Here is a 25,894-nt window from a genome sequence, read left to right as displayed (position 1 = left end):
GGTGTCCTTTGGGAATAACCACAGACAATGAAAGGTTATCTGTGTCTGTGGCTTAAAAATAACACCCTGGAAACATTTCAGAAATAAGTAAGCGCGAAGTTGCAACGGAATTGTTAAAATATTTGAGCTGACTCGCACAAACAAATAAAAATGTTACAAACTTGCATCGTCCTTATCGGCCTGCAGGAAGCGCTGCATAAAGCTTTCCAGCGGCAAGGCGCAACCAAACAGGTAACCCTGAGCGACATCCACGCCAGCCGCTTGCAACCATTTCAGCTGTTCTTCTTTTTCAACGCCCTCAGCAACGATCCGCAGCTTGAGCCCGCGTGCAAGCTGAATTATCGCCGGGACCATACTGGTATCATCCGGCAACATATCAATAAACACCTTGTCGATTTTCAGGATATCAACCGGCAGCGATTTCATATGTTGCAACTGGCGCAACCCGGCATAACCCATGCCGAAATCATCCAGCGCAATACGCGTGCCGGCGTCGCGCAGCGGGCGCAGCAGGTCAATCACCGCCTGCGGATCGTCGAGACGGCAGCTTTCCGTCACCTCCAGCACCAGGGTGCCCGGGGCGATACGATAGCGTTCAATGAGTGCCAGCAGCTCAACGCCGCGGTCAGGATGCAGCAACTGCAGTAACGAGACATTCACCGACAACGGCAGCATGATCCCCTGCTGCTGCCAGGCTGCCAGCTGGCGGCAGGCTTCTTCCATCACCCAATAGCCTACCGGCACCATCAGCCCGCAGTTTTCAATACGCTCAATCAGATCGCACGGCAGCGACCAACCGCCATCGGCCTGTCGCTGGCGCAGCAGAACTTCCGCACCGCAAATATTGCCGCTGGCAATATCCACCTGCGGTTGAAACCAGATGGCGAACTGCTGATTCTCGAGCGCGGTGAGGATGTCGTGCTCTTCCATTAACCGACGCTGGGCTTTTTCCATCTGCTCGGTGTCAAAGAACTCGATCTGATTTTTGCCCTTGCGCCGCGCCGTCACCGCGGCGGAAACCGCCCGACGATAAAACTGTTCGGCGCTCAGTTCGCTATTAAACATCGCGATACCGACACTGGCGCAGGGCCGCAGCTGGACACCGTGCAGCGGCAATCGCTCGCTAATAGAAGTAAGCACTTGCTTACTTAACGACACCGCTTCCCACGGCTTGCTGAGTCCGGGGGCGAAAATAGCGAAATCGTAACCGCTCACCTGCGCCAGCACCATATTGGGTGGGATAACCGCTTTCAGCTTCTCAACCAGCGTCAGGAGCAGCATCTCGCGCTGGCTCTCTTTCAGGACGCCAGCGGCATCTTGCAAGGTCTCACAGGCTACCACCAGCAGCGCCGAGGGTTGTGGACGGGTTGTGGTCTGCTCCAGCATCGCCATCAAAAAGGCTTTGTTGGGGAGCTCAGACACCGGGAAACGGGTCGATTGCAGCGATAGCTCATCATGCTGACGCAGCAAAGACTGCTGGTTGCGATTGTAGCAACGCACCAGCATGCCGATTTCATCATCCTGGTGCAGTCGCGGCAGGCTCAGCTGATGTCCGAGCCGCTCCTGCGGCGGAATATCGTTAAGCTCGCGGGCGATGGCGCGCAGCGGGCGAACAATCAGCCGGTTAATGCACCAGGTAAGCGCCACCGTCAAAATAAGCACCAAAAGTAAGCAAGTGGTCACTAACGTCGCGAGCGCGCTCATGACGAATTTATACATGCGATAGGAATCCGCCTGCAGCACCAGATAGGCCAGCGGCTGCGGATTTGCCGGGCGTTCAAGCGAGTAAATCGGCAGGGATATCTGCACCGGTAGTTCAAACAGGCGGGTGATCATCACCGGCACCGGGCGTTCGGGAATAAAGCGCATCCGCAGCGCCTGAAATTGATTTGGTAGCACCACATCCGCCCGGCTGACGATCCCAGCAGGCTGAATGCGGCCCAGAATGGCTTCCGCTTCGGGAATATCGGCTTTCAAAATTGCCGCCGACAGGGGCTCGCGAACGGAACGGGCGATACTTTCTAATTGCGTGGCCGTGGTATAGCGACTCTGTTGCACAAAGTGAAACAGCAAAATAGAGCAAAAGACCAGGACAAACGCCATGGACACGCTCGCGACCATCGCCATCTGTTTAATTGTAAGTGAGCGGCTGACGCGCAACTGTGTTCTCCACTGAAACTGAACGACTATCCGGCAAGATCCATCGATACCGGTCGTTTTCAGGCTGATTATATACGCAAATGGTTCGCTCTCGCCCGCAAGGCGGGTTCTTCCCGAAAGCGGCGGGCGAGGTACGGCGAGTATACGCGAACAGCGCGGTGGATTGGCGATTAGCCGTAGAAATCAGGCTAATCTGCTACCAATCCGCATAAGGCACCAACGGCTGCGGCGGCATATCCATGTCGCCCTGCCAGCCGGAAGCAGAATAGCGCACGTACAACAGCGCGTGGCTCGGGGTGTAATCTTTAGCCTGCTGAATATCCACAGCCGCGCCGACAAACCAGTTGCCGGTGACTCGCCGTTCCACCAGCGCCCTTGCGGTATAACCGAAACCCTGGCTGCTGCCGCCCTCTTCTTTTTGCTGGCTGGCATCGTAGCGATACTGTGAAGGAATCAAATTCAGCAACGGATAGCGCGCATGAGTTTGCGTACGCGAATGGGACCACGACACCGACCCGCCGAGTTCCCACGACCAGTTTTCGGTACGCTGACGCCAGATGACCGGCACCGAGAAGGAGAGATACTCCTGCGGGCTGTAGTAACCGCCCTGGCCCAGCGTGTAACCGCTGAGGTCTTTGTCGTAGTGCCAGATCATATTGGTCAGGCCGACGGTCACCCGGCGATTATTTTCATTGATCGCTTTATAGTAGTAACCGGTCATCCAGCGTACGCGCCAGTTGTCCTCGACGTTTTTGCCGGTGAGTTGGTCAGCCCCCAGCGATGACCAGATGCCGTTAGCCTCGCCTTTATCGTAGCTGAGGCTGATGCCGCCGCCGGCGGCGCGGACGCCGCCCCAGGTAGTGCCGGTATGGCCGTCGTTAGGATTATCTTTTTGCCCGCCGAAGGAGAGCAACGAGCTGGAAATGGGTCGCCGGTGGACGTTGACGGTATAGCCGACCGGGCCGGCATCGCCGCTATAACTCAGTCCCCCCACGACATCCACCACGTTAAAGCCCATCGGCGTGGTGCCGATATCGCCGCTCCAGGTGTCGTTCTTCCAGCCAACCGCTACGCTGGCGCCGCCATCGCTCTGATTTTTACTGCCGCCATAGCAGCTAATTTCACCACAGGTCCCCCAACTCGGCGAGTAACCGCCATCGCTATTAGTGGAAAACGACCCGGCGTTCATATTCACCACATCGGTACGGAAGAACATCCGCCCGTCATACAACGGCGCGTCCACCTGCAACATGGTAGTGTGCGCTTTGAGGTCTGAATAACCGCCGGTGCCGCTCGATCCCCAATAGTCGTGCTCAAGGGTAACGTTAAGATCCTGCTGGCGATAAAGATCGGCGGCGTCGCTGCGGATCCCGCGCTTCAGCCAGTCATCCTGGCTATCGTTGCGGGTCAGGCGGGTAAAGGTGTCATTATCCTGCGGGCGAACGCGGGTCACGCCAGCGGCCACCATCGCGTCTTTATAGCTTTCCAGGGCCTGCTGTGGTTGCTCGCTTTGCGTCTGGAAACGCGCGGCATCACGCAGCACCAGCGCGCTTTCCATCGACGGCGGCTGGCTTTTCGCCTGCGGAACGATGCGGTCAAATATTTGTTGCGCGCCCGCGGTATCGTCAAATCCGGCGCGGGCCAGCGCTACCCGGCGCTGCATGTTGATCGATTCCGTATCCGCATCCTTCAACTGCGCGACCTGCGCGCGGGCGGCGTTTTTATCGCCCTCGGCGAGATAGACTTCCGCCAGGCCAAGGCGCGCATCGCCATTATCAGCCTGCTGGCTCAGCACCCGATGGTACTGGGCTATCGCCTCTGCGCTATCGCCGCGCTGCTGCGCCCAATCCGCCAACGCCAGATCGTAGCGGATCGATTCCGGCTGCTGTTTAATCAAGGCAATGGCCTGCGCTTCCTGCCCGCTATCGCGAAGTTGGTTGGCCTCGCGCATCACTTTGTCGCTTTGCAGACGCCCTTCCAGTTCACGAATATTATCGGTCCACTGTCCGCGCGGTAGCGCGTTAATTTGCGCCAGCGCCCTATCATCCTGATTATTACCGGACAAATAGAGGCCGTAGGCGTAAACCCGTTCGGCATCGCCCGGCTTGCGGTTGGCCATGTTACGCATCAGCGCGTCCGCTTCCGGCCGCTGGCCGGCGCTGACCAGATCTTTCGCCAACCGATAGGTTATCCACACGCTTTCAGGATCCAGAGCCAGACGCCGCCGCTGCACCTCCGCGGCCTGCGCCCAGCTGCCCTGGCTTTCCAGCGCTTCGGCCTGTTTTTCCAGCCGATCGTTGGTAAGACTGCGTTCGATATCATCAATACTGCGCCGCTGGCTGGCGGGGAGGCTGGCAATATAGGCGCTGGCTTTTTCCGGCGATTCACGACGATAAACATTCGCCAGACCGCGTACGGCGAGATTATTGTCGCGATCCATGCGTAACGCCTGGCGATAGTAGCGTTCGGCGGCGGCGTCATCTTTGCGCGCCGCGGCGACATCGCCTAACCCCAGAACCGCGTAGCTGTCGGTGTTATCCACCCGCTGCGCCTGGGCGTACGCATTTTGCGCCTGCGCCAGTTGGCCTGCTTTCAGCGCGTTATCGCCCTGTTTAATCAACAACCAATAGCGGTTGGTCTTCAGCAAACTGTCCCACTTATCGCGATTCGGGCTTTTCGGATCCATCGCGATCGCTTTATTAAGCTGCGCCACCGCCCGCGCCCGATCGCCGCGCTGTGAGTAGGCGGCGCCCAGCGCGCCGACGGCATCGCTATCGCGGGCATCCGCGCGTACCGCCTGCTGCAGATCGGCCACCGCCTGCGCCGCATTACCGGATTTCACCGCCGCCAGCCCTTCGCTTTTGGCGAGGAAGGCTGGGTCTTGCAGTTGAGTTTGCTGCTGCGCCAGCAACACCCGGGCGTTAGCGGCGGCGGAACCGGCGGGGAACTGGAGCAGGAATCGCTGTAGTGCCTGAACGCTGCCTCTGCTGACCGGCATACTTTTAATTTCGCCGAGCCACATATCAGCCGCAATTCCGCGGCCTGAGGCCGAACGCGCCATCTGTTCCAGATAGGCGAAGCCCTCCTGCGGCTTGTTATCTGAAAACATCAGCTTCGCCAGCGAGGTCAATAACGTGACGTTATCCGGGGTTGTGGCATTAAGTTTTTTCAGCTGGCTGACGCCTTCGCTATGGCGAGCGGGCAATCGCGCCACCAGCGTCCAGTATTCGATAGCGGCTTCGGTATCCGTTGGGACGCCGCCGAAGAGCTTTTCATAGGCGGCGACGGCTTCATCGACTTTCCCGGCAACGCCGAGCAATCGCGCCTGCTGCAACGCCTGGCGACCGCTACCGGTACTGATCTTCATCTCGTTACGCGTCGCTTGTAGCGCCGACGATTCCGGAGCCAGCTTTGCCAGCAGATCGAGTTGCTTTTGCGCGCCGGCGGTGTCGCCCTGGCGCAGCAGATAGCGCGTCCGCGCGGCAAGATAATCGGGGTTATTCGGGTCGATCAGTTCCAGCCGATAGAGTGACTGACGCACCAGGTCCTCACGACTGCTGGCCTCGCCAAGACGCACTTGTTCCAGCAGATGCTGCTGCGCAGGGGTATTCTCCGCCTGCGCCAGCGGCAACAGGCCAAGGCCGACAGACAGCGTGATGAAGCTTAGTGAGAACTTGCGCATGCCTGGTTCCAGTCAGGTTGTAATTCGCCACCCGCGGCGAAACGAAAACGATGTTGATCCCACCCCTGGCCGAACAGCGTCAGCACCGCGCTGTAGTAGGCGTCCGCGTCGGGATAATGATCAGTGACCCGTTGGCGTTGTAGCGCGCGGGCGTCGTCATCTTGTAAAAACGGCAGTATGGCGGCGGAGAAGCCAACCGGCCCCTCGCCAGTCGTTTTCCCGCTGGCGATATTGGTTTTTTCCGGCGGTAATCCCTGTGTGATCGTCTGAACCGCCATCGGTTTGAAACGCGCCAACAGCGGCGCTTTTTGTTTATCGGCGTTATTGAGCATTCCGACCCACAGATAGACGCGGATAGCGTCATAGCTGCCAATAATCGGTTTATCGGTTTTCAACTGCCAGCCGCTGCCTTTCTCATAGCGCACCCAGTCCGGCGCGAAGCCTTTTGGCGCCGTTTCCAGCAGCAGCCGCAGATTGCTGTCGCGGATCTTCGGCCACGGCGCGCCAAAGCGGGTAAAGTAGGTGGCGAGCTGCGGCGGCAGATAACTTGGATTAAAGCGCCAGCCCTTGTCGTCCGCGAAACCAACTTTCCCCGGCAGTACCGACGGCCCGAGCCCCGGAACATCAGCGACTTCTTCATCGGCAATCCGCGCCAGCAGCGCTTTTCCTACCTCAGTATAGTTATCAACCTTCCACAGGCGTCCGGCTTCCAGCAGCGCCCAGGCAATCCACAAATCAGAATCCGCAGCTGAATTGCTGTCCAGCACCGTCCATTCATCCTCGCTCTTTTTCCCCCATAGCCATCCCGGCAGATGGGCGCGCAGATCGCCCTGCGCCAGGTTGTTCTGCGTCCACTGGAACAGCTTATCGAAGCCCTGGCGATCGTTGGCCGCGAGAGCGAAGAACAGCGCGTAGCTTTGCCCTTCGGAGGTGGTGATTTTGCGCGCATCGCTGGGGTCGATGACCCGCCCTTCGGCACTGACATACGCTTTTTTAAACTGCTCCCAGGCGGGCCACTGGCAGGCGGCGCTAACCTGCCCCGCCGCCAGCATCAATACCGAGAGAAGTACCCCACGAAATGCGTTCATCAGCAATTACTCATCATCAGGATCAAGACGGCGACGGCTGAGAATACGCAGCATGCGCCACAGCACCCACGCCAGCAGCACAATGCTGACGGCCGCCAGAATCGCCAACAGTATCGGATGGCTGGAGAGCGCAAACCAGATGCGCTCGAACCACGGCAGATGGCCGACATAATAGATATCGCCAACCCGCAGGCTATTAACGCCGGATTCGCGAATCACCGCCACCGAACCGAACATCGCCGCGCGTTTACCGCTGTCATTTAAGGCGTTTGTAAGCAGCTCGTTGCCGCGTGGGCTATCGGCCATCAGGGCGATCACGCTGCGCTGGTCGTTGTATGGCGACTGGAAGCCGATAATCGCCGCCATTGGCCCGGAAGAGGTGATGTCGGTTCGCGTATGCGGCGTGCGGGCGTCATCGTCCGGGTAGATGCTGGCCAGGTCATAGTGACGCATCGGCGTTTTCACCCAGCTTTTGGTCGCCTCAACCAACAGATTGATTTTGCTATCGTCTTTCAGCGATGGCGGAATAGCGCCAATCAGCATCAGGTCGGCATCTTTGCCCTTAATCTGGTTGCCGTCATCGGTCATCTGCAAGTTGATAGCCGCCAGCCCGCTCTGCGCGCCGATGCCGCCTACCGCCTGCAGTAGCGTCTCCACCTGGCCCGCATCAGGCGTTTTCGGCACCACGATTAGCGTCTGAGAGAGATCGGCCATGCGGGTATACGGGAAACCGGCGTTGGCGAAGACGCGCAGATCCGGCATCGCCAGGAAGTGGTAATACTTCGAAAAATCGATGGTGGAGTCATCGCCGATGACCACGTGATTCTGCACCGGCTGGAAGGTAATGCAGTTATCGATGTTGCCGCCGGGCATCGGGTTCATGTACTGGAAATCGAAGCGCAGCTGGTTCATCGCGCCCAGGCGCAGCGCGGGTATGGTCACCTGGTTCTGGCCGTCCAGTAACCCCTGCAGCACCGGCAGGCGTAAAATCAGCTTATTCACATCCTGCGAGCTATTGAGGCTGAACGACTGCAGGAACTGATCGTTTAGGCTGATATCCATCCGCGAGCTATCTTTGATCGGCGGCATGGTATAGCGATACTTCAGGTCCATATCGATACCGTTAGCGCGCAGCAGATACAGATCCGGCGGCAGATTCAGCGCCACGTTAATCGAATCTGGCACCAGGCCGCTTGATTGCAGTTGCTGTTCATAGGTTTTCAACTCGCCGAAAGTCACCGGCCTGTCGGTACGAACCCAGTTCGGCGCGTCATAGGGCTGGCGGGCTTTCAACTCTTTCACGCCATCCACGACGACACTATCGCCGCGGAACAAAATATTCCCCTGGGCAATGCCCTTGGCCGCCAACAGCAGGTCTTGATCGTTGCGACCGAAGATCACCAGCAGCTTGACGTACGGGTTGCTCGGATGGTTGATCATTTCGATAGTCGGCGCTTTCACCGGCGGATGGTCTCGCAGGAAGTCCGGACGCTTATCGTTGGTCGCGAAGATGATAGCGTTACGTTCCGGTATCTCATTGAAGTGGACCGGGAACTGCTGGCCGCGCCAGCCAGCCTTGCTGCCAAACCAGGAGGCGACAATCGCCGCCGCCTGCTGTTGTATGACGTCAGGCGCAGCAGCAAAAACCATCGGCAACGTCAGCGGACGGTTGTCGCGCGAGTCGTAGAACGGCACCGGGAAGTGGGAGAGATCGTTACGGACCTGCAGCGACTGATAGGTTAAATCCAGCGAGCTCTCACGACCGATATCAAGCCACAACGTACTGCTCGCCGGGTTTTCGCAAACGTCGCGATAGTGGCCGACGAACTCCAGCCGCACGCGGTTAAAATCGGTGATATACAGCGGATCGACGGGGATCTGGGCGCTCACTTTTTTACCCAGTTGCTCTTTGGTGACCGGCAGTACGCCCATCAGCTCGTCGTTGAGATAAACCTTCAGTTGCGACTGCACCGGCAGCAGCGATGGCGACGGCGTGTAGTCAAGATTGAGCAGCGCTTTGGCGACCACCTCATCGCTGCGCATACCGAACTCTACGGCGCCCTCAGGATGCGAACCGCGCAGCACCATGCTCCCCGGCGGCGGCGCGATTTGCGCAAAAGTCAGCTTCACATCGCGAGAGGGAATGTTGTCCGCCACCACCACCGGCGCGGCGGCAGAATCGACAACCGTCGCCGTTGGCTGGCCATCGTTAACGACCGGCGCTGGCTGAACAGCTCCCGCTGTCGCTGGAGCTCCGGCAACCACGGCCTCCGGCGACGTCGCCGGAGCCGAAAATGTTGCGAAGGGGTACCAACTGCTCATTCCCACCGCCACTGCACAAATCAAGGAAAGTTTTCTTTTCATCGCATTATCATCATTGTTGAGCCATTGCCGGTTCTGCCGAAAGCACCGCCGCAGCGCGTTCGGGACGGCGCGGTAAAAACGATACAATCCAGGCCACCAGCGAGGTGAGCGAGCGGAAAATAACCTTCACCGACGGCGGCGAGAACTCCGCCAGGTGACGATATCCACGGAACCCCAGCTTGAGGATATCCAGCAGGCTTTCCATCGGCTTATCTTCCGGGAAGCTATCCTGCCAAAGCGCCCACGTATCAGCGCGGGCAAACGTACACTGCACAAAATCAATATGTTGCTGGTTTGTCAGCGGCAGCAATTGCAGACCGACTTCACCACCGTTCACCCGCGCGACGCGTACCGGGAAGTCATATTCTTGCTGTCCGCGTTTGAGCAGCAGATTCACGTGTTGCCCTTCCAGTACTCGCGCTTCACCGTGAATTTTTATCCCCAGGCCGCCGTCCGAGTAGTCATGAACGGTACAGGAGAACAGGTGGCCATCCGGGCGGGCAATCGCCGCCGGCATTGACATCTCGACGCGGTGCGAACGCCGCACCTGTTTGCTCTCCACCGACACCGCCACGGCGCCGCCGAGGATGATTAAGTTATAAAACACCCAGATGATACTGACCCAGACGGTTAAAATTTCGTTTTCGGGCCCGTACATAAAGCGCCAGATGCCGACCGCCACGCCCACCAGATTGAGCAACACCAGATAAATATAGGGGCGGGAGATAACCCAATCGACATACTCGTCTTTCACCAGTCCGCCTTTGGCGGTGACGTTGAACTTGCCTTTGTGCGGGTTAATCAGCGCGACGAAGGTCGGCGGCGCGATATACCAGGCCAGCACTGTTTCGTAGATTTCACTCCAGAAGGAGTGGCGGTACTTTCCCTGGATCTTCGAGTTGGTCAGGCTGGCATGAATCATATGCGGCAGCACGAACAAGGCGATCATCAGCGCCGGCGCATAGATGATATAGGCGTGTAGAAGCAGGAAGGCCAGCGGCGCGGTGAGGAAAATAAGCCGCGGGATACCGGACAAAAAGTGCAGCATCGCGTTGACGTAGCAGATACGCTGCGCCAGCTTCAACCCTTTACCGAATAAGGGGTTGTCGAGACGGAAAATCTGCACCATCCCGCGCGCCCAGCGAATACGCTGGCCGATATGCGCCGACAAGCTTTCCGTCGCCAGCCCCGCCGCCTGCGGGATGCGCATATAGGCGGAGGTGTGGCCACGACGATGCAGGCGCAGTGAAGTGTGAGCATCCTCGGTGACCGTCTCAACGGCGATACCGCCGATTTCATCCAGCGGGCCGCGGCGAATTACCGCGCAGGAGCCGCAGAAAAAGGTCGCATCCCACATGTCGTTGCCGTCCTGCACCAGGCCGTAAAACAGCGTCCCTTCATTTGGCGTTTTACGAAAACGGCCCAGGTTGCGTTCGAACGGATCCGGCGAGAAGAAGTGGTGCGGCGTCTGCATCATCGCCAGCTTTTTATCCTTCAGGAACCACCCCATAGTCATCTGCAGAAACGAGCGGGTGGGCACGTGGTCACAGTCGAAAATAGAGACGAACTCGCCTTTCGCATACTTCAGCGCATTGTTGATATTACCGGCCTTGGCATGTTCGTGGCTGGTACGCGCGATGTAATGTACGCCGACATCTTTCGCGAACTGGCGAAACTCTTCGCGACCACCGTCATCAAGGATCCAGATATTGAGCTTATCCTTCGGCCAGTCGATACCCTGCGAAGCGTAGATGGTATTTTTCACCACGCTGAGGTCTTCGTTGTAGGTCGGGACGAAGATATCCACCGTCGGCCATACGTTCATATCTTCCGGTAGCGGCACCGGCTGGCGATTCAGCGGCCACACCACCTGGAAATAGCCCAGTACCAGCACAATCCAGGCGTAGGTTTCGGCAAACAGCAAAATCAGCCCGCACACCAGACTGACCGGATCATTCCAGTTCAGCGTGGAGGTATAGCGCCACCAGATATAGCGACAAGAAACGGTCAATGACAACACGATCAACATCAGGGCAGAGAAACGCCCCGGAATACGCCGCACCAGCAGCGCAACGCCCCACAGTAACAGCAGGAAGATAAACTGCGACAGCGGGTTAAACGGCTGGGTGATACACAACAGCGCCAGAATCAGCGAGAAGAAGGTAATGGTGCCAAGCACCAGCCGCCGCAGCTGCGGATGCAGATGTTCAAGCTCTTTTTGCTTATCGAGGTGGCCGGTACGGGTGTTGACCTTCTCCGGTAATTTTTCCAGCCACTGCGCGTAGCGCCCGTGAACCCCTTCCAGCGCCGCCAGCGAGCGCCAGTTTATTTTTTTATCCGCTTCCGGCACCCGGGTCGCCAGCAGCCAGAGCGACTGCAGCAAATAGCGCAGCGGATCTAACGGGCGTGGGCGATGCGGATTAATATGCGGAAAATAGTCGCCATGGTGTTCGCGAATAGCTTGCCAGCGCGGCGTCTCAAGCGGCATGAATGCCCACGCCAGCGACGCCCACAGGCAACCGAGAAAAGCCGAAAGCACCGACGCGCCATGCTGACGATAGTCATCATAACGTTCACTCAAGCGCTCGCCCACCGGCGGCGCCAGCAGCAACGTACTCAGGCGGATCATGCCGCCCCCTCCCTGGCATAGTGCAGCAGGCACCAGTTGGCCAGCGTCAGCACCTCTTCCGCCGCCAGCGAATCCTGGCGGTATTCGCCAAGAGGCTGTTTCGCCGCCAGACACTCCGCCATCGCTTCATCGCGGTGAATCGTGACCGGCAAAATACGCCGCTGGCTTTCCAGCCACAGTTGATAGAGATCTTCCTGCAGCTGGCTGCCGACGCGCAGGTCGTTAATCAAAATATCCGCGTTGGCAGGCAGCGCCTGCTGATGCAGACGTATATGACTGTTACCGTCGGGGTGCACAACCTGCAGCGCACGATCGCAGACGCTCAGCAGTTCGCGGGTAAGCGGAGAGTAGCCTTCCGGAATATCAAGCAGCAGCCAGCGGTGGCTCCCCTGCTGATCGAGCAATTTGATTTGCGCTGCGATGGGTTCCAGGGTCGGACTCAGTTTATCAACGTGCTCGCGTTCGCCGGGGGTCAGGCGGCCAAACGGCAGAAGATCGATATGCGCGGTGTAGCGCAGTCCGGCGTCGCGCCAGTCGCGACCGTCAATCAACGAGCGCGCCCAGCCGTTGTGATGGTCGAAATCAACGTTGAAAAAAAAGCGCAGCATATTGTCCGGGCTGGCATCGACCACCAGCACCGTTTCGCCGAGCAGCTGTAGCGCCCAGGCCAGTGCGGCGGTAATGGAGGTGGTGCCTACGCCGCCGCGTATGCCTTGTAATCCCAGAATCGCCATCGACGGCTTCCTTACTTTTTCTCTGCTAATTCGGCCAACAGCGGCCAGCGTTGCAACGCCGCGGCGAGCTGTTCGCGTCGGGAAATATCGTGGTAATCAATATCCGGCAGGGAAAATGCCCGGCTTAATGCCAGGAAATCATTTTGGAAGGTATATCCCAGCGTCGCATCGCCAGGTACCGCAGGGTCTTTTTCCGGCATTTCTCTGTCCATTCGAAAAACACATTATAAAACCAGGAAGTGTAAACCGCTCATCCCTAAAATTACGTGTACATGCTAAAACTGATGTCCTTTAATTTCAATGTTAGGTTTACTCTCACGCTTTCGCTAGTAAACTAATCATTGTAAATAGGGCGCGCGAGGGACATCGTGGATATTGTATATACGTTGGGTATTTCATCGTTATGGGACGAAGTATGCCATATGCCCGTTGGCGGGGTGTGGTGGCTTAATGTCGACCGCTATGCCGACGCCGTCAGCCTGATGAATCAAACGCTGGAAAGCCAGGCGCAGGACAGCAAAGTCGCCGCCGTAGTGATGGGCAAAAACCCTAAAGAAGTCATGTCATTAAAAAAAGATCGCGGCCCTAATAAAATCGCATTATTCACCATGCCCGATCGCCCGGAAGGCCTGAGGGAGTTGCACCGCGACCTACTTTGTTCGATGGAACCTGGCAATTATTTATTTATTCTGCTATGTACAGAAAATTCCTGGCAAAATATAAAAACAGAAGAATTACTCCGTTGGGTAGAAAAATCGAATCGATGGGCCAAATACCATAACTGCTCTCTTATGATACTTAATTCTGCTAACGATACCGACAAACAACTTTCCCCGTTATTACGCCAGTATCGAGCCCTTTCCGGGCTGGCGAGCATTCGTTATCAGGGCGATAGCCATCTATTTGATATCGCATGGTGGGGCAGTGAGAAAGGTATTAGCGCGCAGCAACAGTTGGTTATTTTACACGATGATGAGGGCTGGCGACTGGCGCAAAACGAAGAAGCGGTGGTACAGCCGCGCAGCGACGAAAAAATCGTCCTCAGTAATTTGCGCGTGCTGGAAGGGGCCCCCGCGCTTTCCGAATACTGGACGCTGTTCGAAACCAATGATGCCGTCTTTGAAGCCGGTCGTACCGCGCAAGCGGCCACCCTGCTATTTTCCATCACCCAGAACGAACAAATAGAGCAGCTCGGCCGCTATATCCATACCCTGCGTCGCCAGCGCGGCAGCGCCCTAAAAATCGTGGTACGTGAACAAACGCCGAGCCTGCGCGCCACCGATGAACGCTTGCTGCTAAGCAGCGGCGCCAACATGGTGATCCCCTGCAGCGCCGGGCTTTCACGCTGCCTGACGCTCATTGAAAGCGTGCAAAAGCAGAAATTTACTCGCCACGTTCCGGAAGACTTCAACACGCTGTTGACCTGGAGCCGGCCGCTTAAACTTCGCGGCTATCAAAAGTGGGACGCCTTCTGTGAAGCGGTCGGCAATATCATGGCCAACACGCTGCTGCCACCGGATAGCAAAGGGGTGATGGTGGCGTTACGCCCTGCGCCGGGGCTACGCGTTGAACAGGCATTAACCCTGTGTAAACCTAACCGCATGGGCGATATCGTGACGATCGGTAATAATCGATTAGTGCTGTTCTTATCGTTTTGCCGGGTAAATGACCTCGACACCGCATTAAACCATATCTTCCCATTACCGACCGGAGACATTTTCTCTAACCGTATGATTTGGTTTGAAGACAAGCAAATTTCAGCGGAAATCCTGTTGATGCGGGGCCTCTCCCCGGACAACTGGAACACGCCGCTGCCAATTACCATAGGCAAAAACGAAGCCCTTAACGTTAAGCACGATGGGCGCCAGTGGCGGCGAATCCCGGAACCCTGGCGGCTCTCCACCGACGGAGAACCGCGGTCATGATGTCTATCGCCGATATCATTCAGCTGATCGTATTGTGCGCCCTGCTGTTTTTCCCACTGGGATATCTAACGCGCCATTATCAGCGCCGTATTCGCACGACTTTGCGTTTGATGTTCTTTAAACCCCGTTATGTGAAACCAGCCGGCGTGCTGCGCCGGGATAATGCGACCAGGCAGGGCAAACTGAAAAAATGACCAAAGCAAAAACTACCGCTACGCCGCTTCCGCTATGGCAGTACTGGCGCGGCCTGTCTGGCTGGAACTTCTATTTTCTGGTGAAGTTTGCCCTGCTGTGGGCGGGGTACCTGAACTTCCATCCGATGCTTAACCTGGTGTTCCTCGCCTTTCTGCTGGTGCCGATCCCCCGAGAAAAACTGCACCGGGTACGCCACTGGATAGCGATTCCGCTCGGCTTTGCCCTGTTCTGGCATGATACCTGGTTACCGGGTCCGGAAAGCATCATGAGCCAGGGTTCGCAAATTGCCGGTTTCAGCGCCGATTACATCTGGGATCTGATCACCCGCTTTATTAACTGGAATATGGTCGGCGCCTTCTTTGTGCTGCTGGTGCTGTGGCTATTCATCAGCCAGTGGCTACGCGTTACCGTATTTGTTTCGGCTATCATGGTCTGGCTGGTTATCAGCCCGCTGCTGCCCTCCTTCACCTTATGGCCTGCCGGTCAGCCGACCACGGCAGCGGCCACGCCGGCGGCAACAACCGGTGGAACCACAACAGCCGCGGCATCCACCAGCGCTGCCGCCAGCGGCGATATCCCGCCGCAGACCGAACCGCCAACCTCGGCTAACCTCAGCAACTGGCTGAAAACTTTCTATGCTTCTGAACAGAAAAGAAAAACGTCATTCCCCGCTCAGCTTCCGGAGGATGCGCAGCCGTTTGATCTGCTGGTGATCAACATCTGCTCCCTGTCATGGTCGGACATCGAGGCTGCCGGGCTGATGGATCACCCGCTGTGGAAACATTTCGATATTGTCTTCAAAAACTTCAACTCCGCGACCTCCTACAGCGGCCCGGCAGCGGTTCGCCTGCTGCGCGCCAGCTGCGGCCAGCTATCTCATAGCAACCTGTATCAGCCATCGGGCAGCGAGTGCTATCTGTTCGAAAATCTGGCGAAACTGGGCTTTACCCAACAGCTGATGCTGGGGCATAACGGCGTATTCGGCGACTTCCTCAAAGAGGTTCGCTCACTCGGCGGCATGCAAAGTCCATTGATGGATCAGAGCGGTTTGCCGGTTATCCTGCAAGGCTTCGACGGATCGCCTGTTTACGACGACCAGGCGACGCTCGATCGCTGGCTACAGTCTACCGAGAAGCTCAACACGCCGCGTACCGCGACCTTCTACAACACGCTGCCGCTGCACGATGGCAACCATTATCCCGGCCAAAGCAAAACAGCCGACTATAAAGCTCGCGCGCAGAAATTCTTTGATGAGCTGGACGCCTTCTTCACCGAACTGGAAAAATCGGGGCGTAAAGTGATGGTGGTGGTGGTGCCGGAACACGGCGCCGCGCTGAAGGGGGATAAGATGCAGGTTTCCGGGCTGCGCGATATCCCAAGCCCATCGATTACCAACGTCCCTGCGGCGGTGAAATTCTTCGGCATGAAGGCGCCGCACCAGGGCGCTGCGGTGGAAATCACTCAGCCTTCCAGCTACCTCGCGGTTTCTGAACTGGTGGTGCGCGCCCTGGACGGCAAGATGTTTACCGAAGATAACGTCAACTGGCAGCAGTACACCGCTAACCTGCCGCAGACCGCGGCGGTATCGGAAAACTCCAACGCTATTGTCATTCAGTATCAAGGCAAACCCTACGTGCAGCTCAACGGCGGCAGTTGGGTGCCATATCCGCAGTAAAGACGAAAAAGGCCGCAGGAGGATTCCTGCGGCCTGTTCGGGCGCAAATTGCCAACGCAGCAGACTCACGCCCGCCGGTCCGTCACTTCTGGTTATGCATCCAGCTGACGATAATGCTGACCACGATGCCAGCAATTATCGGCGCCGCCAGATCGTCCCATAAGATCAGACCCAACTGTGTGAGCGTCATAGAGCCGCCTGTATTGCAATGGCAACCGTTCGCGGCTATCTTTAACTTGTCTGGAGTTAGTGATAGCCCTCGTTCAGTTGCCTGGTTAACACCAGCAACGTGCGAGGGTTTTCTCTTTCCAGCAACTTATCTATGCCGCCGGGGTTCAAGCCCCCGCAACATTGCGCCTCACCGGGCGAACCCAGCTTGGCGTCGATTCTACTGCTCCGTGTTATCGCCTTCACCACGCCCTTTAGCAATCTGCGAGGCGCATTCCAGCAACCAACCACATTCTGCGTGCCGCCAGGAAAAACGAAAAAGGCCGCAGGAGAATTCCTGCGGCCTGTTCGGGCGCAAATTGCCAACGCAGCAGACTCACGCCCGCCGGTCCGTCACTTCTGGTTATGCATCCAGCTGACGATAATACTGACCACAATGCCAGCGATTATCGGCGCCGCCAGATCGTCCCATAAGATCAGACCCAACTGTGTGAGCGTCATAGAGCCGCCTGTATTGCAATGGCAACCGTTCGCGGCTATCTTTAACTTGTCTGGAGTTGTCGATAGCCCTCGTTCAGTTGCCTGGTTAACACCAGCAACGTGCGAGGGTTTTCTCTTTCCAGCAACTTATCTATGCCGCCGGGGTTCAAGCCCCCGCAACATTGCGCCTCACCGGGCGAACCCGGCTTGGCGTCGATTCTACTGCTCCATGTTATCGCCTTCACCACGCCCTTTGGCAATCTGCGAGGCGCATTCCAGCCCTCCCCCGCAGAAATCATCACGCGACAACCCGCCTACCATCACGCTCGCGCTTTCTCCGGATTCTCATCCTGATCAACGGCAAAGCAGGCCACCAGTTGGCCGCCGTAATCCTTAAGCTGCGGTTGAAGCTGGGTGCATGGGCCAAAGCGTCGGCGGCAGCGCGCATTAAAGGCGCAGCCCGGCGGCGGATTCAGCGGGCTCGGCAGTTCGCCGGTCAGCTTGATGCGCTCGCGCCGATCGTCCGGGTTCAGTCGCGGCGTCGCCGACAGCAGCGCCTGAGTATACGGATGACGCGGGTTATTAAAGATCTGATCCTTGGTCCCCTTCTCTACGCAGCGGCCAAGATACATCACCATGACTTCATCAGCGATGTGCTCGACGACCGAGAGGTCGTGGGAGATAAACACGTAGGACAGCCCTAAATCCTGCTGCAAATCCATCATCAGGTTCAGCACCTGGGCGCGTACCGAAACATCCAACGCGGAGACCGGCTCATCGGCAATCACCACATCCGGATCCAGCATCAGCCCGCGGGCAATGGCGATACGCTGGCGCTGACCGCCGGAGAACATATGCGGATAGCGATCGTAATGCTCCGTTTTCAGGCCCACCTTCGCCATCATCGCTAGCGCCTTTTCACGCCGCTGCTCTTTGCTCAGGCTACTGTTAATCAACAGCGGCTCTTCCAGAATCTGCCCCACTTTTTTACGTGGGTTCAGCGAACCATATGGGTTCTGGAACACAATCTGGATTTTTTGCCGCCGCAGCTTTTGCGCCTGCGGGTCGTGCTTGAGCAGATCCTGCCCCTGATAATACAACTCGCCGCCAGTGGGAATTTCAATCATCGTCAGCAAACGACCCAGCGTCGATTTACCGCAGCCCGACTCTCCCACCACCGCCAGCGTTTTACCGCGTTCAAGGGTAAAGGAGACGCCATCCAGCGCTTTCACCAGCCGTTCCGGAGCGAACAGCCCCTTCTTCACCGGATAGTGTTTTTTCAGGTCAATGGCCTGCAACAGCGGTTGTTGCATGGCGACCTTTTGCGTACTCATAATCCAGGCCTCCCGGCATCATCGAGTGGGTAGTGACATTTAGACTGACGGCCGCCGTCGAGGTCCGCGAGCGCGGGCTCTTCGCTACGGCATTTATCCGTGGCATAGGGGCAGCGCGGGTTCAGCAGGCAACCATTCGGACGATCGTATTTCCCCGGAACGACACCCGGTAACGAGGCCAGACGCGCCTTATCCTGGGCAAACTCCGGCAGCGCCCGCAGCAACGCCTGGGTGTAAGGATGACGCGGCGCGCGGAAGATATCTTTCGCATCACCGGTCTCCACCACCTGACCCGCGTACATGACGATAATTTTATGCGCGGCTTCCGCCACCAGCGCCAGATCGTGGGTAATCAGCACCAGCGCCATATTCTCTTGCTGCTGCAACTCCAGCAGCAGTTCGATAATCTGCGCCTGAATGGTCACATCCAGCGCGGTGGTCGGTTCATCGGCAATCAGCAGTTTTGGCCGGCAGGCGATAGCCATCGCGATCATCACGCGCTGGCTCATCCCGCCGGAAAGCTGGTGCGGATAAACGTCCAGCCGCGAGGCCGGGTCAGGAATACCCACCAGGTTCAGCAGGTCGATCGCCCGCTGGCGGCGGGTTTGCTTATTGCCGCCCTGATGGACCTTAATCGCTTCCATAATCTGGTAGCCGACGGTAAAGCACGGGTTGAGGCTGGTCATCGGATCCTGGAAGATCATCGCCACTTCCGCCCCCACCAGCTGGCGCCGCTCTTTTTCCGAAATTCGCTGCAAATCGCGGCCGTTAAATTCCAGTTTGTCCGCCATCACCCGGCCGGGGTAATCAATCAGCCCCATAATCGCCAGCGAGCTCACCGACTTACCGGAACCCGATTCCCCCACGATGCCGACCACTTCGCCCTGCTTCACGCTATAGCTGATGCGGTCTACGGCGCGGAACGGCGCATTCTCATCGCCGAAATGCACCGATAACTTATCTACATTTAATAACGCCATCTCGAACCTCTTACTGCTTCAGTTTGGGATCGAGCGCGTCACGCAGACCGTCACCCATCAGGTTAAATGCCAGCACCGTCAGCAGGATCGCCACACCCGGGAAGGTCACTACCCACCAGGCGCTTTGCGCGAACTGCAATACGTCGGAAAGCATGGTGCCCCACTCAGGCGTCGGCGGCTGCGCGCCCATACCGAGGAACCCCAGCGCTGCCATGTCGAGAATGGCGTTAGAGAAGCCCAGCGACGCCTGAACAATCAGCGGCGCAAGACAGTTAGGGAGAATATTAACGAACATCTGGCGCATCGCGCCGGCGCCCGCCACGCGGGAAGCGGTAACGTAATCGCGGTGCACTTCCACCAGCACCGCCGCGCGCGTCAGACGCACATAGTGCGGTAGGGCAACGAAGGTGAGCGCCAGCGAAGCATTAACGATTGACGGCCCGAAGATAGCCACCAGCACCAACGCCAGCAGCAGGCTCGGCAGCGCCAGCATGATATCGACCACGCGCATGATGACGGAGTCCACCACCCCGCCGAAATAGCCAGCAATCAGCCCCAGCACCACGCCGAGGATCAGCGACAGTACTACCACCAGACAGCCTACCAGCAGCGACAGGCGCGCGCCGTACATCAGGCGTGAGAGAATATCGCGACCCACGTCATCGGTGCCAAGCAGATGCGCCAGGCTGCCGCCATCCTGCCAGAACGGCGGCGCCAGCAGCGAATCACGGAACTGATCCGCCGGGTTATAAGGGGCGAGAAAGTTGGCAAATACCGCAATGATAATCATCACCGCCACATACACCAACCCGACGACGGCACCCTTATTGCGTTTGAAATAGTGCCAGAACTCCTGCAGCGGGGTCATTGGCACCGGTGCGGCGACAACTTTATTTTCTGTAATTTGTGACATGATGGCCCCTTACTTCTTATGCCGGATACGCGGGTTCACCACGCCGTACAGCAGGTCGACTAGCAGGTTGACGAGAATAATCATCGTCGCCACCAGCAGAACCCCGCCCTGCACAACTGGATAATCGCGGCGCTGTAGCGCATCGATAAGCCAGCGGCCTAAACCTGGCCACGAAAAAATGGTTTCGGTCAGAATGGCGCCCGCCAGCAGCGTGCCCACCTGGAGACCAATCACCGTCACCACCGGCAGCATCGCGTTGCGTAGCGCATGGATGACAATCACCCGCATGCGGGTCAACCCCTTAGCGCGTGCGGTACGGATGTAATCCTCGCCAAGCACTTCCAGCATCGATGAGCGGGTCATACGCACGATCACCGCCAGCGGAATCGTACCCAGCACGATGGCGGGAAGGATCATATGCATTAAGGCATCAATAAAGTCGCCCTGCTCGCCCCAGATGGCGGTGTCAATCAGCATAAAACCGGTCAGCGGCAGGGTATCGTCAAGGAATACCGTATCGCTGATACGCCCGGAGACCGGCGTCAGATTCAGCTGCACCGAAACCAGCATAATCAGCATCATGCCCCACCAGAAGATAGGCATCGAGTAGCCGGTCAGCGCCAGCCCCACGGCAGTGTGGTCAAAGATGGAGCCGCGTTTTACCGCAGCCAGCACGCCCACCGGAATACCGACGGCGACGGCGAAAATCATCGCGCAGACGCCCAGTTCGAGGGTGGCCTTGAAGCGAGGCACAAACTCTTGCCACACGGGAATTCGGCTTTTCAGCGAGATCCCTAAATCACCGTGCAGTACGCCCCAAATGTAATGGGCATATTGCTGCCACAGCGGCTTATCAAGGCCCATTTCGGCCAGCAGCTGCGCGTGACGTTCAGGGGAAATACCACGTTCGCCCGCCATAATCATCACCGGATCACCGGGGATCATATGAACGAAAGCAAAGGTGAGAAGGGTAATACCGATAAATGTCGGGATGACGAGTCCCAAACGTCGGAGAATAAACTGCAACATAACCCGGATTCTCTATAGTGACGCCAGGCCTGGTGACAAGGCGTCTGTATTGCTCACAAAAGTACTCCCCGAATAGCGGGAATACGCCCCCCGCCTCTCCCGCGCGGGGAGAGGGGGTCAGGCATCGTGCTTATTATTCGACAGAGACGTTATCGAAGTGGTGTTTGCCAAGCGGATCAACCACATAGCCTTTGACTTCTTTACGCACTGGCTCGTAAACGGTGGAGTGAGCAATGATCAGCGCCGGAGCCTGGTCATGCATCACTACCTGAGCCTGTTTGTACAGTTCAATACGCTTGTTGTGGTCGTCGGTGGCGCGTGCCGGTTGAATGAGGTCTTCAAACGGCTTGTAGCACCAGCGAGAGTAGTTAGAGCCGTCTTTCGCCGCAGCGCAGCTGAACAGGGTCGCAAAGAAGTTATCCGGATCCCCGTTGTCGCCGGTCCAGCCCATCATCACGGTCTGATGCTCGCCCGCTTTCGCGCGTTTCAGATACTCGCCCCACTCGTAGGTGACTATCTTGGCCTGTACGCCGACTTTCGCCCAGTCGGCCTGGATCATTTCAGCCATACGGCGCGCGTTCGGGTTATACGGACGCTGTACCGGCATTGCCCACAGGTCGATGGTGAAGCCTTTTTCCATGCCCGCTTCTTTCAGCAGCTGCTTCGCCTTCTCAGGATCGTAGGTGTAGTCTTTAACATCATCGTTATAGCCCCACATGGTCGGCGGGATCAGGTTCTTCGCCGACTGGCCGGCGCCCTGATAAACGGCTTTGATGATCGCTTCTTTGTTCACCGCGTAGGTCAGCGCCTGGCGAACTTTGACGTTATCCAGCGGTTTTTTCTCGGTGTTGAAGGAGAGATAACCCACGTTCAGACCCGGCTGTTCCAGCAGGTTGATGTTTTTATCTTCCTTCATGCGCGCGATGTCAGCCGGGTTCGGATACGGCATCACCTGGCACTCGTTTTTCTGCAGCTTGGCGTAGCGTACGGAAGCGTCCGGAGTGATGGAGAAGACCAGACGATCGATCTGCGGCTTGGTGCCCCAGTAGCCCGGGAAGGCTTTATACAGAATGCGCGAGTCTTTTTGGTACTGCAGCAGCTGGAATGGGCCGGTGCCGATTGGGTTAAGGTCTACTTTTTCCGGCGTGCCGGCTTTCAGCATGTTGTCGGCATACTCTTTCGACAGGATAGAAGCAAAGTCCATCGCCAGGTCAGCGAGGAACGGCGCTTCCGGGCGAGTCAGCACGAACTGGACGGTATTATCGTCCACTTTCTTCACTTCGCTAATCAGGTCCTGCAGGCCCATCCCTTCGAAGTACTCATAGCTGCCGCCAGAGACTTTATGGTACGGATTTTTGTCATTTTTCTGGCGGTCGAAGGAGAACACCACGTCGTCGGCATTCAGCTCGCGCGTTGGTTTAAAGTCTTTATTATCCTGCCACTTCACACCTTTACGCAGGTGGAAGGTATAGGTTTTACCGTCCTCGCTGACATCCCACTTCTCAGCAAGACCAGGAATAACTTCAGTCGTACCGGTTTTGAATTCAACCAGACGGTTATAAATAGGCACCGAACTGGCGTCATAGGTGGTACCCGAGGTGAAGAGCTGTGGGTTAAAGCCTTCCGGCGAACCTTCAGAACAATAAACCAGGGTTTTAGCTTGTACGCTTGCGGCAACGGTCATGGCGACCAGGCTCAGACCAAGCTTCAGCATCCCTGACTTTTTCAAGGAAATACTCATTATTCTGCTCCAAAACTGTGATGTTGTTTGCATATAGCCGCCAGACCTTTATTTATTTTTTACCCGGTCTGGTCGGTGGTGCCCGAAGGCGTTGAGAGAGATGGGGATTCCGTTCGCTAAAACGACTGAGTTGCAGTACGGATTCTCCATGAAATGCCCCTCATGCCGTACAATCTGTCAACAGAATGGTTAAACGTCAATACAGCTAACCGGGTTTTGCGTCAGGGGTGAGAATCGGTGGGCAAAGATTAAAAAAACTTGGTGGCGCTATTTTCAGCAGAGAAATTTATGCTAGCGGCCATAAGCCAGAATAAACCCCTTAATAGTTTGCAACATCTGGTGATAAACAATTCTTAAAAATGGTGAAAATTTCTTCCTATGTGACCATTATGTGAGCGATTAATAGCGCGAACGTTAAAACGCACAGCGGAAAATGCTGTAGTTAGCCATAAGCTTCGCGAAAAAAGATCTGTTCATCGATAAAAAAATGCAATGGAAGATGTCACAAAACAGCGAACAGCTGGCGAGATACGCGGGGAAATGCGATTTTTGTGATTATGGCGGGGTTTTCGCCCCGGCTTGCGCTGCGCTGAGCCGGGCTACCGGGTTCGCCAAGCGCTGTACGGAAGTAGCCCTGATAAGGCGCTTGCGCCGCAATCAGGGAAGCGCTCGAGTCGAACCTCCCCCCGGAGGTTCTCATCCTCTTCGGGCCGCAGATGCAAAAAAGCCTGCTCATTGAGCAGGCTTTTCGAATTTGGTCGGTGATAGAGGATTCGAACCTCCGACCCCTTCGTCCCGAACGAAGTGCGCTACCAGGCTGCGCCAATCACCGAATGCGGGGCGCATCTTACTGCTGGGATGCCCCCCCGTCAATGCCTTATTAGCAAAAAATCAATCAAGCGGCGAGAATCTCGCCACTACTGTTATTCCTTCGCCGCTTTCGCCGCTGCCGGCATGCGACACCAGTTGTTGTTCTCATTAATTCCACCATCCGGCGAGGTATAACCAAGACAACCCATAATGGTGTCATACAGCTCAACGTGACGGTGCGGAACCTTCATTGCCGCCTGCTGCTTGAGGCGCGCAAAGGAGGCGGCGTGATCCGGATTCGCCAGATACTTATCCGACATCCAGACCATCATCGGCACGCGGAACTGCTCCGGCGGCGCCATCATACGCGGCGTGCCATGCAGATGTTCGTGTTCATTAATCGACTCGCCGTGATCGGCGGCGTAGAACACGATAGCCTTTTTATCCCGCAGTTGGTCCAGCACGCTGACGATAAAGTGATCCACATAAGTGACGCTGTTATCGTAGGAATTAATCAACTCGGCCTTCGAACATTTGCTGTCCACGCCCACACATTCTGGTTTCCACTGCGCAAAGCTGCGTGGATATCGCTGGGTATAGTTAAAATGCGACCCCTTGGTATGGAGAATGATCAAACGCTTGCCGCTCGGGTTTTGCTCCATGCCGCGCTTCATTTCATCGACCAGCAGCATATCATCCACGTTCTTGCCGCGGTTGTGCGGCTCGGCGCCGATCTGCTCGCGATAGGCGATATTGTTGGCCATCGTATTGCTGTAGAACCACATCTCGCTCTGCATCGCGTACAGGTCACCGGCGAAGCCCAGTTGATGCAGTACGGCAAACACATTCTGCTCTTTCAGCGTCCGCTGCGGATTATCATCCGCTCCGCCCTCACGCACGAACATACAGCGCAACGACAGTTTGGTGGCGGTATCGCAAGAGGTGCCGCGGAAGGCGACAAGATTCTTCTCCTGCGCCAGCTTCGGCGTGGTATTACGGTTATAGCCGAGTATACCCATATGATCCCAGCGGGTGGTCTCGCCGATAATAAACACCACGTACGTATCATCAAGATCCTGTGGCGCCACATAGGTAAATTTTTTCGCTGGATTAATCAGCGACTTATTATCAGACGATTCATCCACCTGCGCCCAGGCGTACAGCCCGAGCGCCGACAGCCAGTTAGAAGGCAGATACGAGTTGGCAATCACGCCGCCGTAGCTTGGCATATCGACTTCTGAATTGCGCTCAACATTCTTCTGACGGACTTCCAGCAGGCGAATTGGCCCCCAGACCATCAGCCCGGCCAGCACGACTATCAGGATATTTTTCGCCCGCTGCCCCGGCGTTTTAACCTGTTGCAGCAGCGTCTTACGACAGCGGTTGCTCCAGATAAGCAGCAGCGGCAACGCACTAACAACCGCCAGCCACAAGATCAGATGCCAGCCGATAACCTCTTTCGACAGGTCAATATCGGTAGTCATCACCGAAGCGATAATGCCGTAGCCAATGACCACATTAAGGAAAGTCATGTAATAACTTGCCCCTGCGGAAAACAGCACCACCAGCGTGGCTAAGATGCGCCAGACTCGACGACCAAATAACGAGAGCAAACGCAGCAGGAAGAAGGTGACCAGCACCGTCGCCACTAGTTCCACCGCTCCGGACAACCCTTTCCAGACGGTAAACTCTTGAGCGTAACCATCGAAACGACGGAAAAACACCGCGGCGTTCATAAACCAGCCGATGTACAGCGCAAGCCAAAAGCTTAGCTTCTGCTGCGACATCGTTTTAATGTATTTCATGCAAGCAAACCTGGGAAACGAAGAGATGAAACCGCCCTGAATAAAACGATATAAACAGGAAGATTAATAAAGTGCGTCTGGGTTGGTTATCGGAAACCTCTACAAAGCGCGCTAAGTAGACCACAGCAAATGGGAAAAGTATCCGCGAGGAATGTGATTCAGCCAGATATTTACAAAATATC

Annotated in this window: 18 protein-coding genes and 1 tRNA gene; 3 read left to right on the top strand and 16 right to left on the bottom strand. The window is 56.7% G+C overall.

The window, feature by feature from the left end; genetic code table 11:
* Positions 1–153 precede the first annotated feature (153 nt).
* The 7 genes from hmsP to bcsR form a co-directional block, all read right to left on the bottom strand.
* Positions 154–2,160: a biofilm formation regulator HmsP gene (gene hmsP / locus ABLV08_RS05770; RefSeq protein WP_348855649.1), complete on the bottom strand. Its 2,007-nt coding sequence runs from the start codon at positions 2,158–2,160 to the stop codon at positions 154–156.
* A gap of 196 nt (positions 2,161–2,356) precedes the next feature.
* The gene (bcsC, locus tag ABLV08_RS05765; RefSeq protein ID WP_015703759.1) at positions 2,357–5,842 is read right to left on the bottom strand and encodes a cellulose synthase complex outer membrane protein BcsC; all 3,486 of its coding nucleotides are present in this window, start codon (positions 5,840–5,842) and stop codon (positions 2,357–2,359) included.
* The gene (bcsZ, locus tag ABLV08_RS05760) at positions 5,824–6,930 is read right to left on the bottom strand and encodes a cellulose synthase complex periplasmic endoglucanase BcsZ (RefSeq protein WP_348855648.1); all 1,107 of its coding nucleotides are present in this window, start codon (positions 6,928–6,930) and stop codon (positions 5,824–5,826) included. The genes bcsC and bcsZ overlap by 19 nt, the downstream gene beginning before the upstream one ends.
* A gap of 6 nt (positions 6,931–6,936) precedes the next feature.
* On the bottom strand, positions 6,937–9,294 hold the full coding sequence (gene bcsB, locus ABLV08_RS05755; protein WP_348855647.1) for a cellulose biosynthesis cyclic di-GMP-binding regulatory protein BcsB: 2,358 nt from the start codon (positions 9,292–9,294) through the stop codon (positions 6,937–6,939).
* A 10-nt stretch (positions 9,295–9,304) separates the two neighbouring features.
* Entirely contained in the window at positions 9,305–11,923 is a 2,619-nt protein-coding gene (gene bcsA / locus ABLV08_RS05750) for a UDP-forming cellulose synthase catalytic subunit (protein ID WP_042893589.1), read from the bottom strand.
* The gene (gene bcsQ, locus ABLV08_RS05745) at positions 11,920–12,657 is read right to left on the bottom strand and encodes a cellulose biosynthesis protein BcsQ (RefSeq protein WP_015369238.1); all 738 of its coding nucleotides are present in this window, start codon (positions 12,655–12,657) and stop codon (positions 11,920–11,922) included. The genes bcsA and bcsQ overlap by 4 nt, the downstream gene beginning before the upstream one ends.
* 11 nt (positions 12,658–12,668) lie before the next feature.
* Positions 12,669–12,857: a cellulose biosynthesis protein BcsR gene (gene bcsR / locus ABLV08_RS05740; protein ID WP_015369237.1), complete on the bottom strand. Its 189-nt coding sequence runs from the start codon at positions 12,855–12,857 to the stop codon at positions 12,669–12,671.
* A gap of 168 nt (positions 12,858–13,025) precedes the next feature.
* Between bcsR and bcsE the strand changes: the two genes are divergently transcribed.
* The 3 genes from bcsE to bcsG are packed head-to-tail and all read left to right on the top strand — an operon-like array spanning position 13,026 to position 16,452.
* Positions 13,026–14,582 carry a cellulose biosynthesis protein BcsE gene (gene bcsE, locus ABLV08_RS05735; RefSeq protein ID WP_015703761.1) on the top strand — a complete coding sequence of 519 codons (1,557 nt, stop codon included), beginning with the start codon at positions 13,026–13,028 and terminating at the stop codon, positions 14,580–14,582.
* The gene (gene bcsF, locus ABLV08_RS05730) at positions 14,579–14,776 is read left to right on the top strand and encodes a cellulose biosynthesis protein BcsF (RefSeq protein WP_015369235.1); all 198 of its coding nucleotides are present in this window, start codon (positions 14,579–14,581) and stop codon (positions 14,774–14,776) included. The genes bcsE and bcsF overlap by 4 nt, the downstream gene beginning before the upstream one ends.
* On the top strand, positions 14,773–16,452 hold the full coding sequence (gene bcsG, locus ABLV08_RS05725) for a cellulose biosynthesis protein BcsG (protein ID WP_015369234.1): 1,680 nt from the start codon (positions 14,773–14,775) through the stop codon (positions 16,450–16,452). The genes bcsF and bcsG overlap by 4 nt, the downstream gene beginning before the upstream one ends.
* Before the next feature lie 82 nt (positions 16,453–16,534).
* Here bcsG and ABLV08_RS05720 read toward each other — a convergent pair whose 3' ends face one another.
* The 9 genes from ABLV08_RS05720 to eptB all read right to left on the bottom strand — a co-directional run bounded on the left by ABLV08_RS05720 (position 16,535) and on the right by eptB (position 25,712).
* Positions 16,535–16,642, bottom strand: coding sequence for a type I toxin-antitoxin system toxin Ldr family protein (locus tag ABLV08_RS05720; protein ID WP_015703763.1), 108 nt, complete (start codon positions 16,640–16,642; stop codon positions 16,535–16,537).
* 371 nt (positions 16,643–17,013) lie between these two features.
* Complete coding sequence (locus ABLV08_RS05715) at positions 17,014–17,121, bottom strand: type I toxin-antitoxin system toxin Ldr family protein (protein ID WP_015703763.1); 108 nt, start codon at positions 17,119–17,121, stop codon at positions 17,014–17,016.
* Positions 17,122–17,420: 299 nt separating this feature from the next.
* A complete protein-coding gene (dppF, locus tag ABLV08_RS05710) occupies positions 17,421–18,434 on the bottom strand; it encodes a dipeptide ABC transporter ATP-binding subunit DppF (RefSeq protein ID WP_348855646.1) in 1,014 nt (337 codons plus the stop codon).
* Entirely contained in the window at positions 18,431–19,414 is a 984-nt protein-coding gene (dppD, locus tag ABLV08_RS05705; RefSeq protein ID WP_015703765.1) for a dipeptide ABC transporter ATP-binding protein, read from the bottom strand. Before dppD ends, dppF begins: the two co-directional genes overlap by 4 nt.
* Positions 19,415–19,424: 10 nt before the next feature.
* Positions 19,425–20,327 carry a dipeptide ABC transporter permease DppC gene (gene dppC, locus ABLV08_RS05700; RefSeq protein WP_032713101.1) on the bottom strand — a complete coding sequence of 301 codons (903 nt, stop codon included), beginning with the start codon at positions 20,325–20,327 and terminating at the stop codon, positions 19,425–19,427.
* 9 nt (positions 20,328–20,336) lie between these two features.
* Positions 20,337–21,356, bottom strand: coding sequence for a dipeptide ABC transporter permease DppB (gene dppB, locus ABLV08_RS05695; protein ID WP_002921786.1), 1,020 nt, complete (start codon positions 21,354–21,356; stop codon positions 20,337–20,339).
* A gap of 133 nt (positions 21,357–21,489) precedes the next feature.
* Positions 21,490–23,097 carry a dipeptide ABC transporter periplasmic-binding protein DppA gene (gene dppA / locus ABLV08_RS05690; RefSeq protein ID WP_015369230.1) on the bottom strand — a complete coding sequence of 536 codons (1,608 nt, stop codon included), beginning with the start codon at positions 23,095–23,097 and terminating at the stop codon, positions 21,490–21,492.
* Between the two features lie 755 nt (positions 23,098–23,852).
* A tRNA-Pro gene (locus ABLV08_RS05685) sits at positions 23,853–23,929 on the bottom strand.
* A gap of 91 nt (positions 23,930–24,020) precedes the next feature.
* Positions 24,021–25,712, bottom strand: a complete 1,692-nt coding sequence (gene eptB / locus ABLV08_RS05680) for a kdo(2)-lipid A phosphoethanolamine 7''-transferase (RefSeq protein ID WP_032713100.1) — start codon at positions 25,710–25,712, stop codon at positions 24,021–24,023.
* Positions 25,713–25,894 lie beyond the last annotated feature (182 nt).

Origin of the sequence: Klebsiella sp. CN_Kp088 (genome assembly GCF_040064335.1) — a bacterium.
In the GTDB taxonomy this organism is placed as follows: Bacteria; Pseudomonadota; Gammaproteobacteria; order Enterobacterales; family Enterobacteriaceae; genus Klebsiella; species Klebsiella aerogenes.
This window is presented reverse-complemented; position numbering and strand designations above follow the sequence as displayed.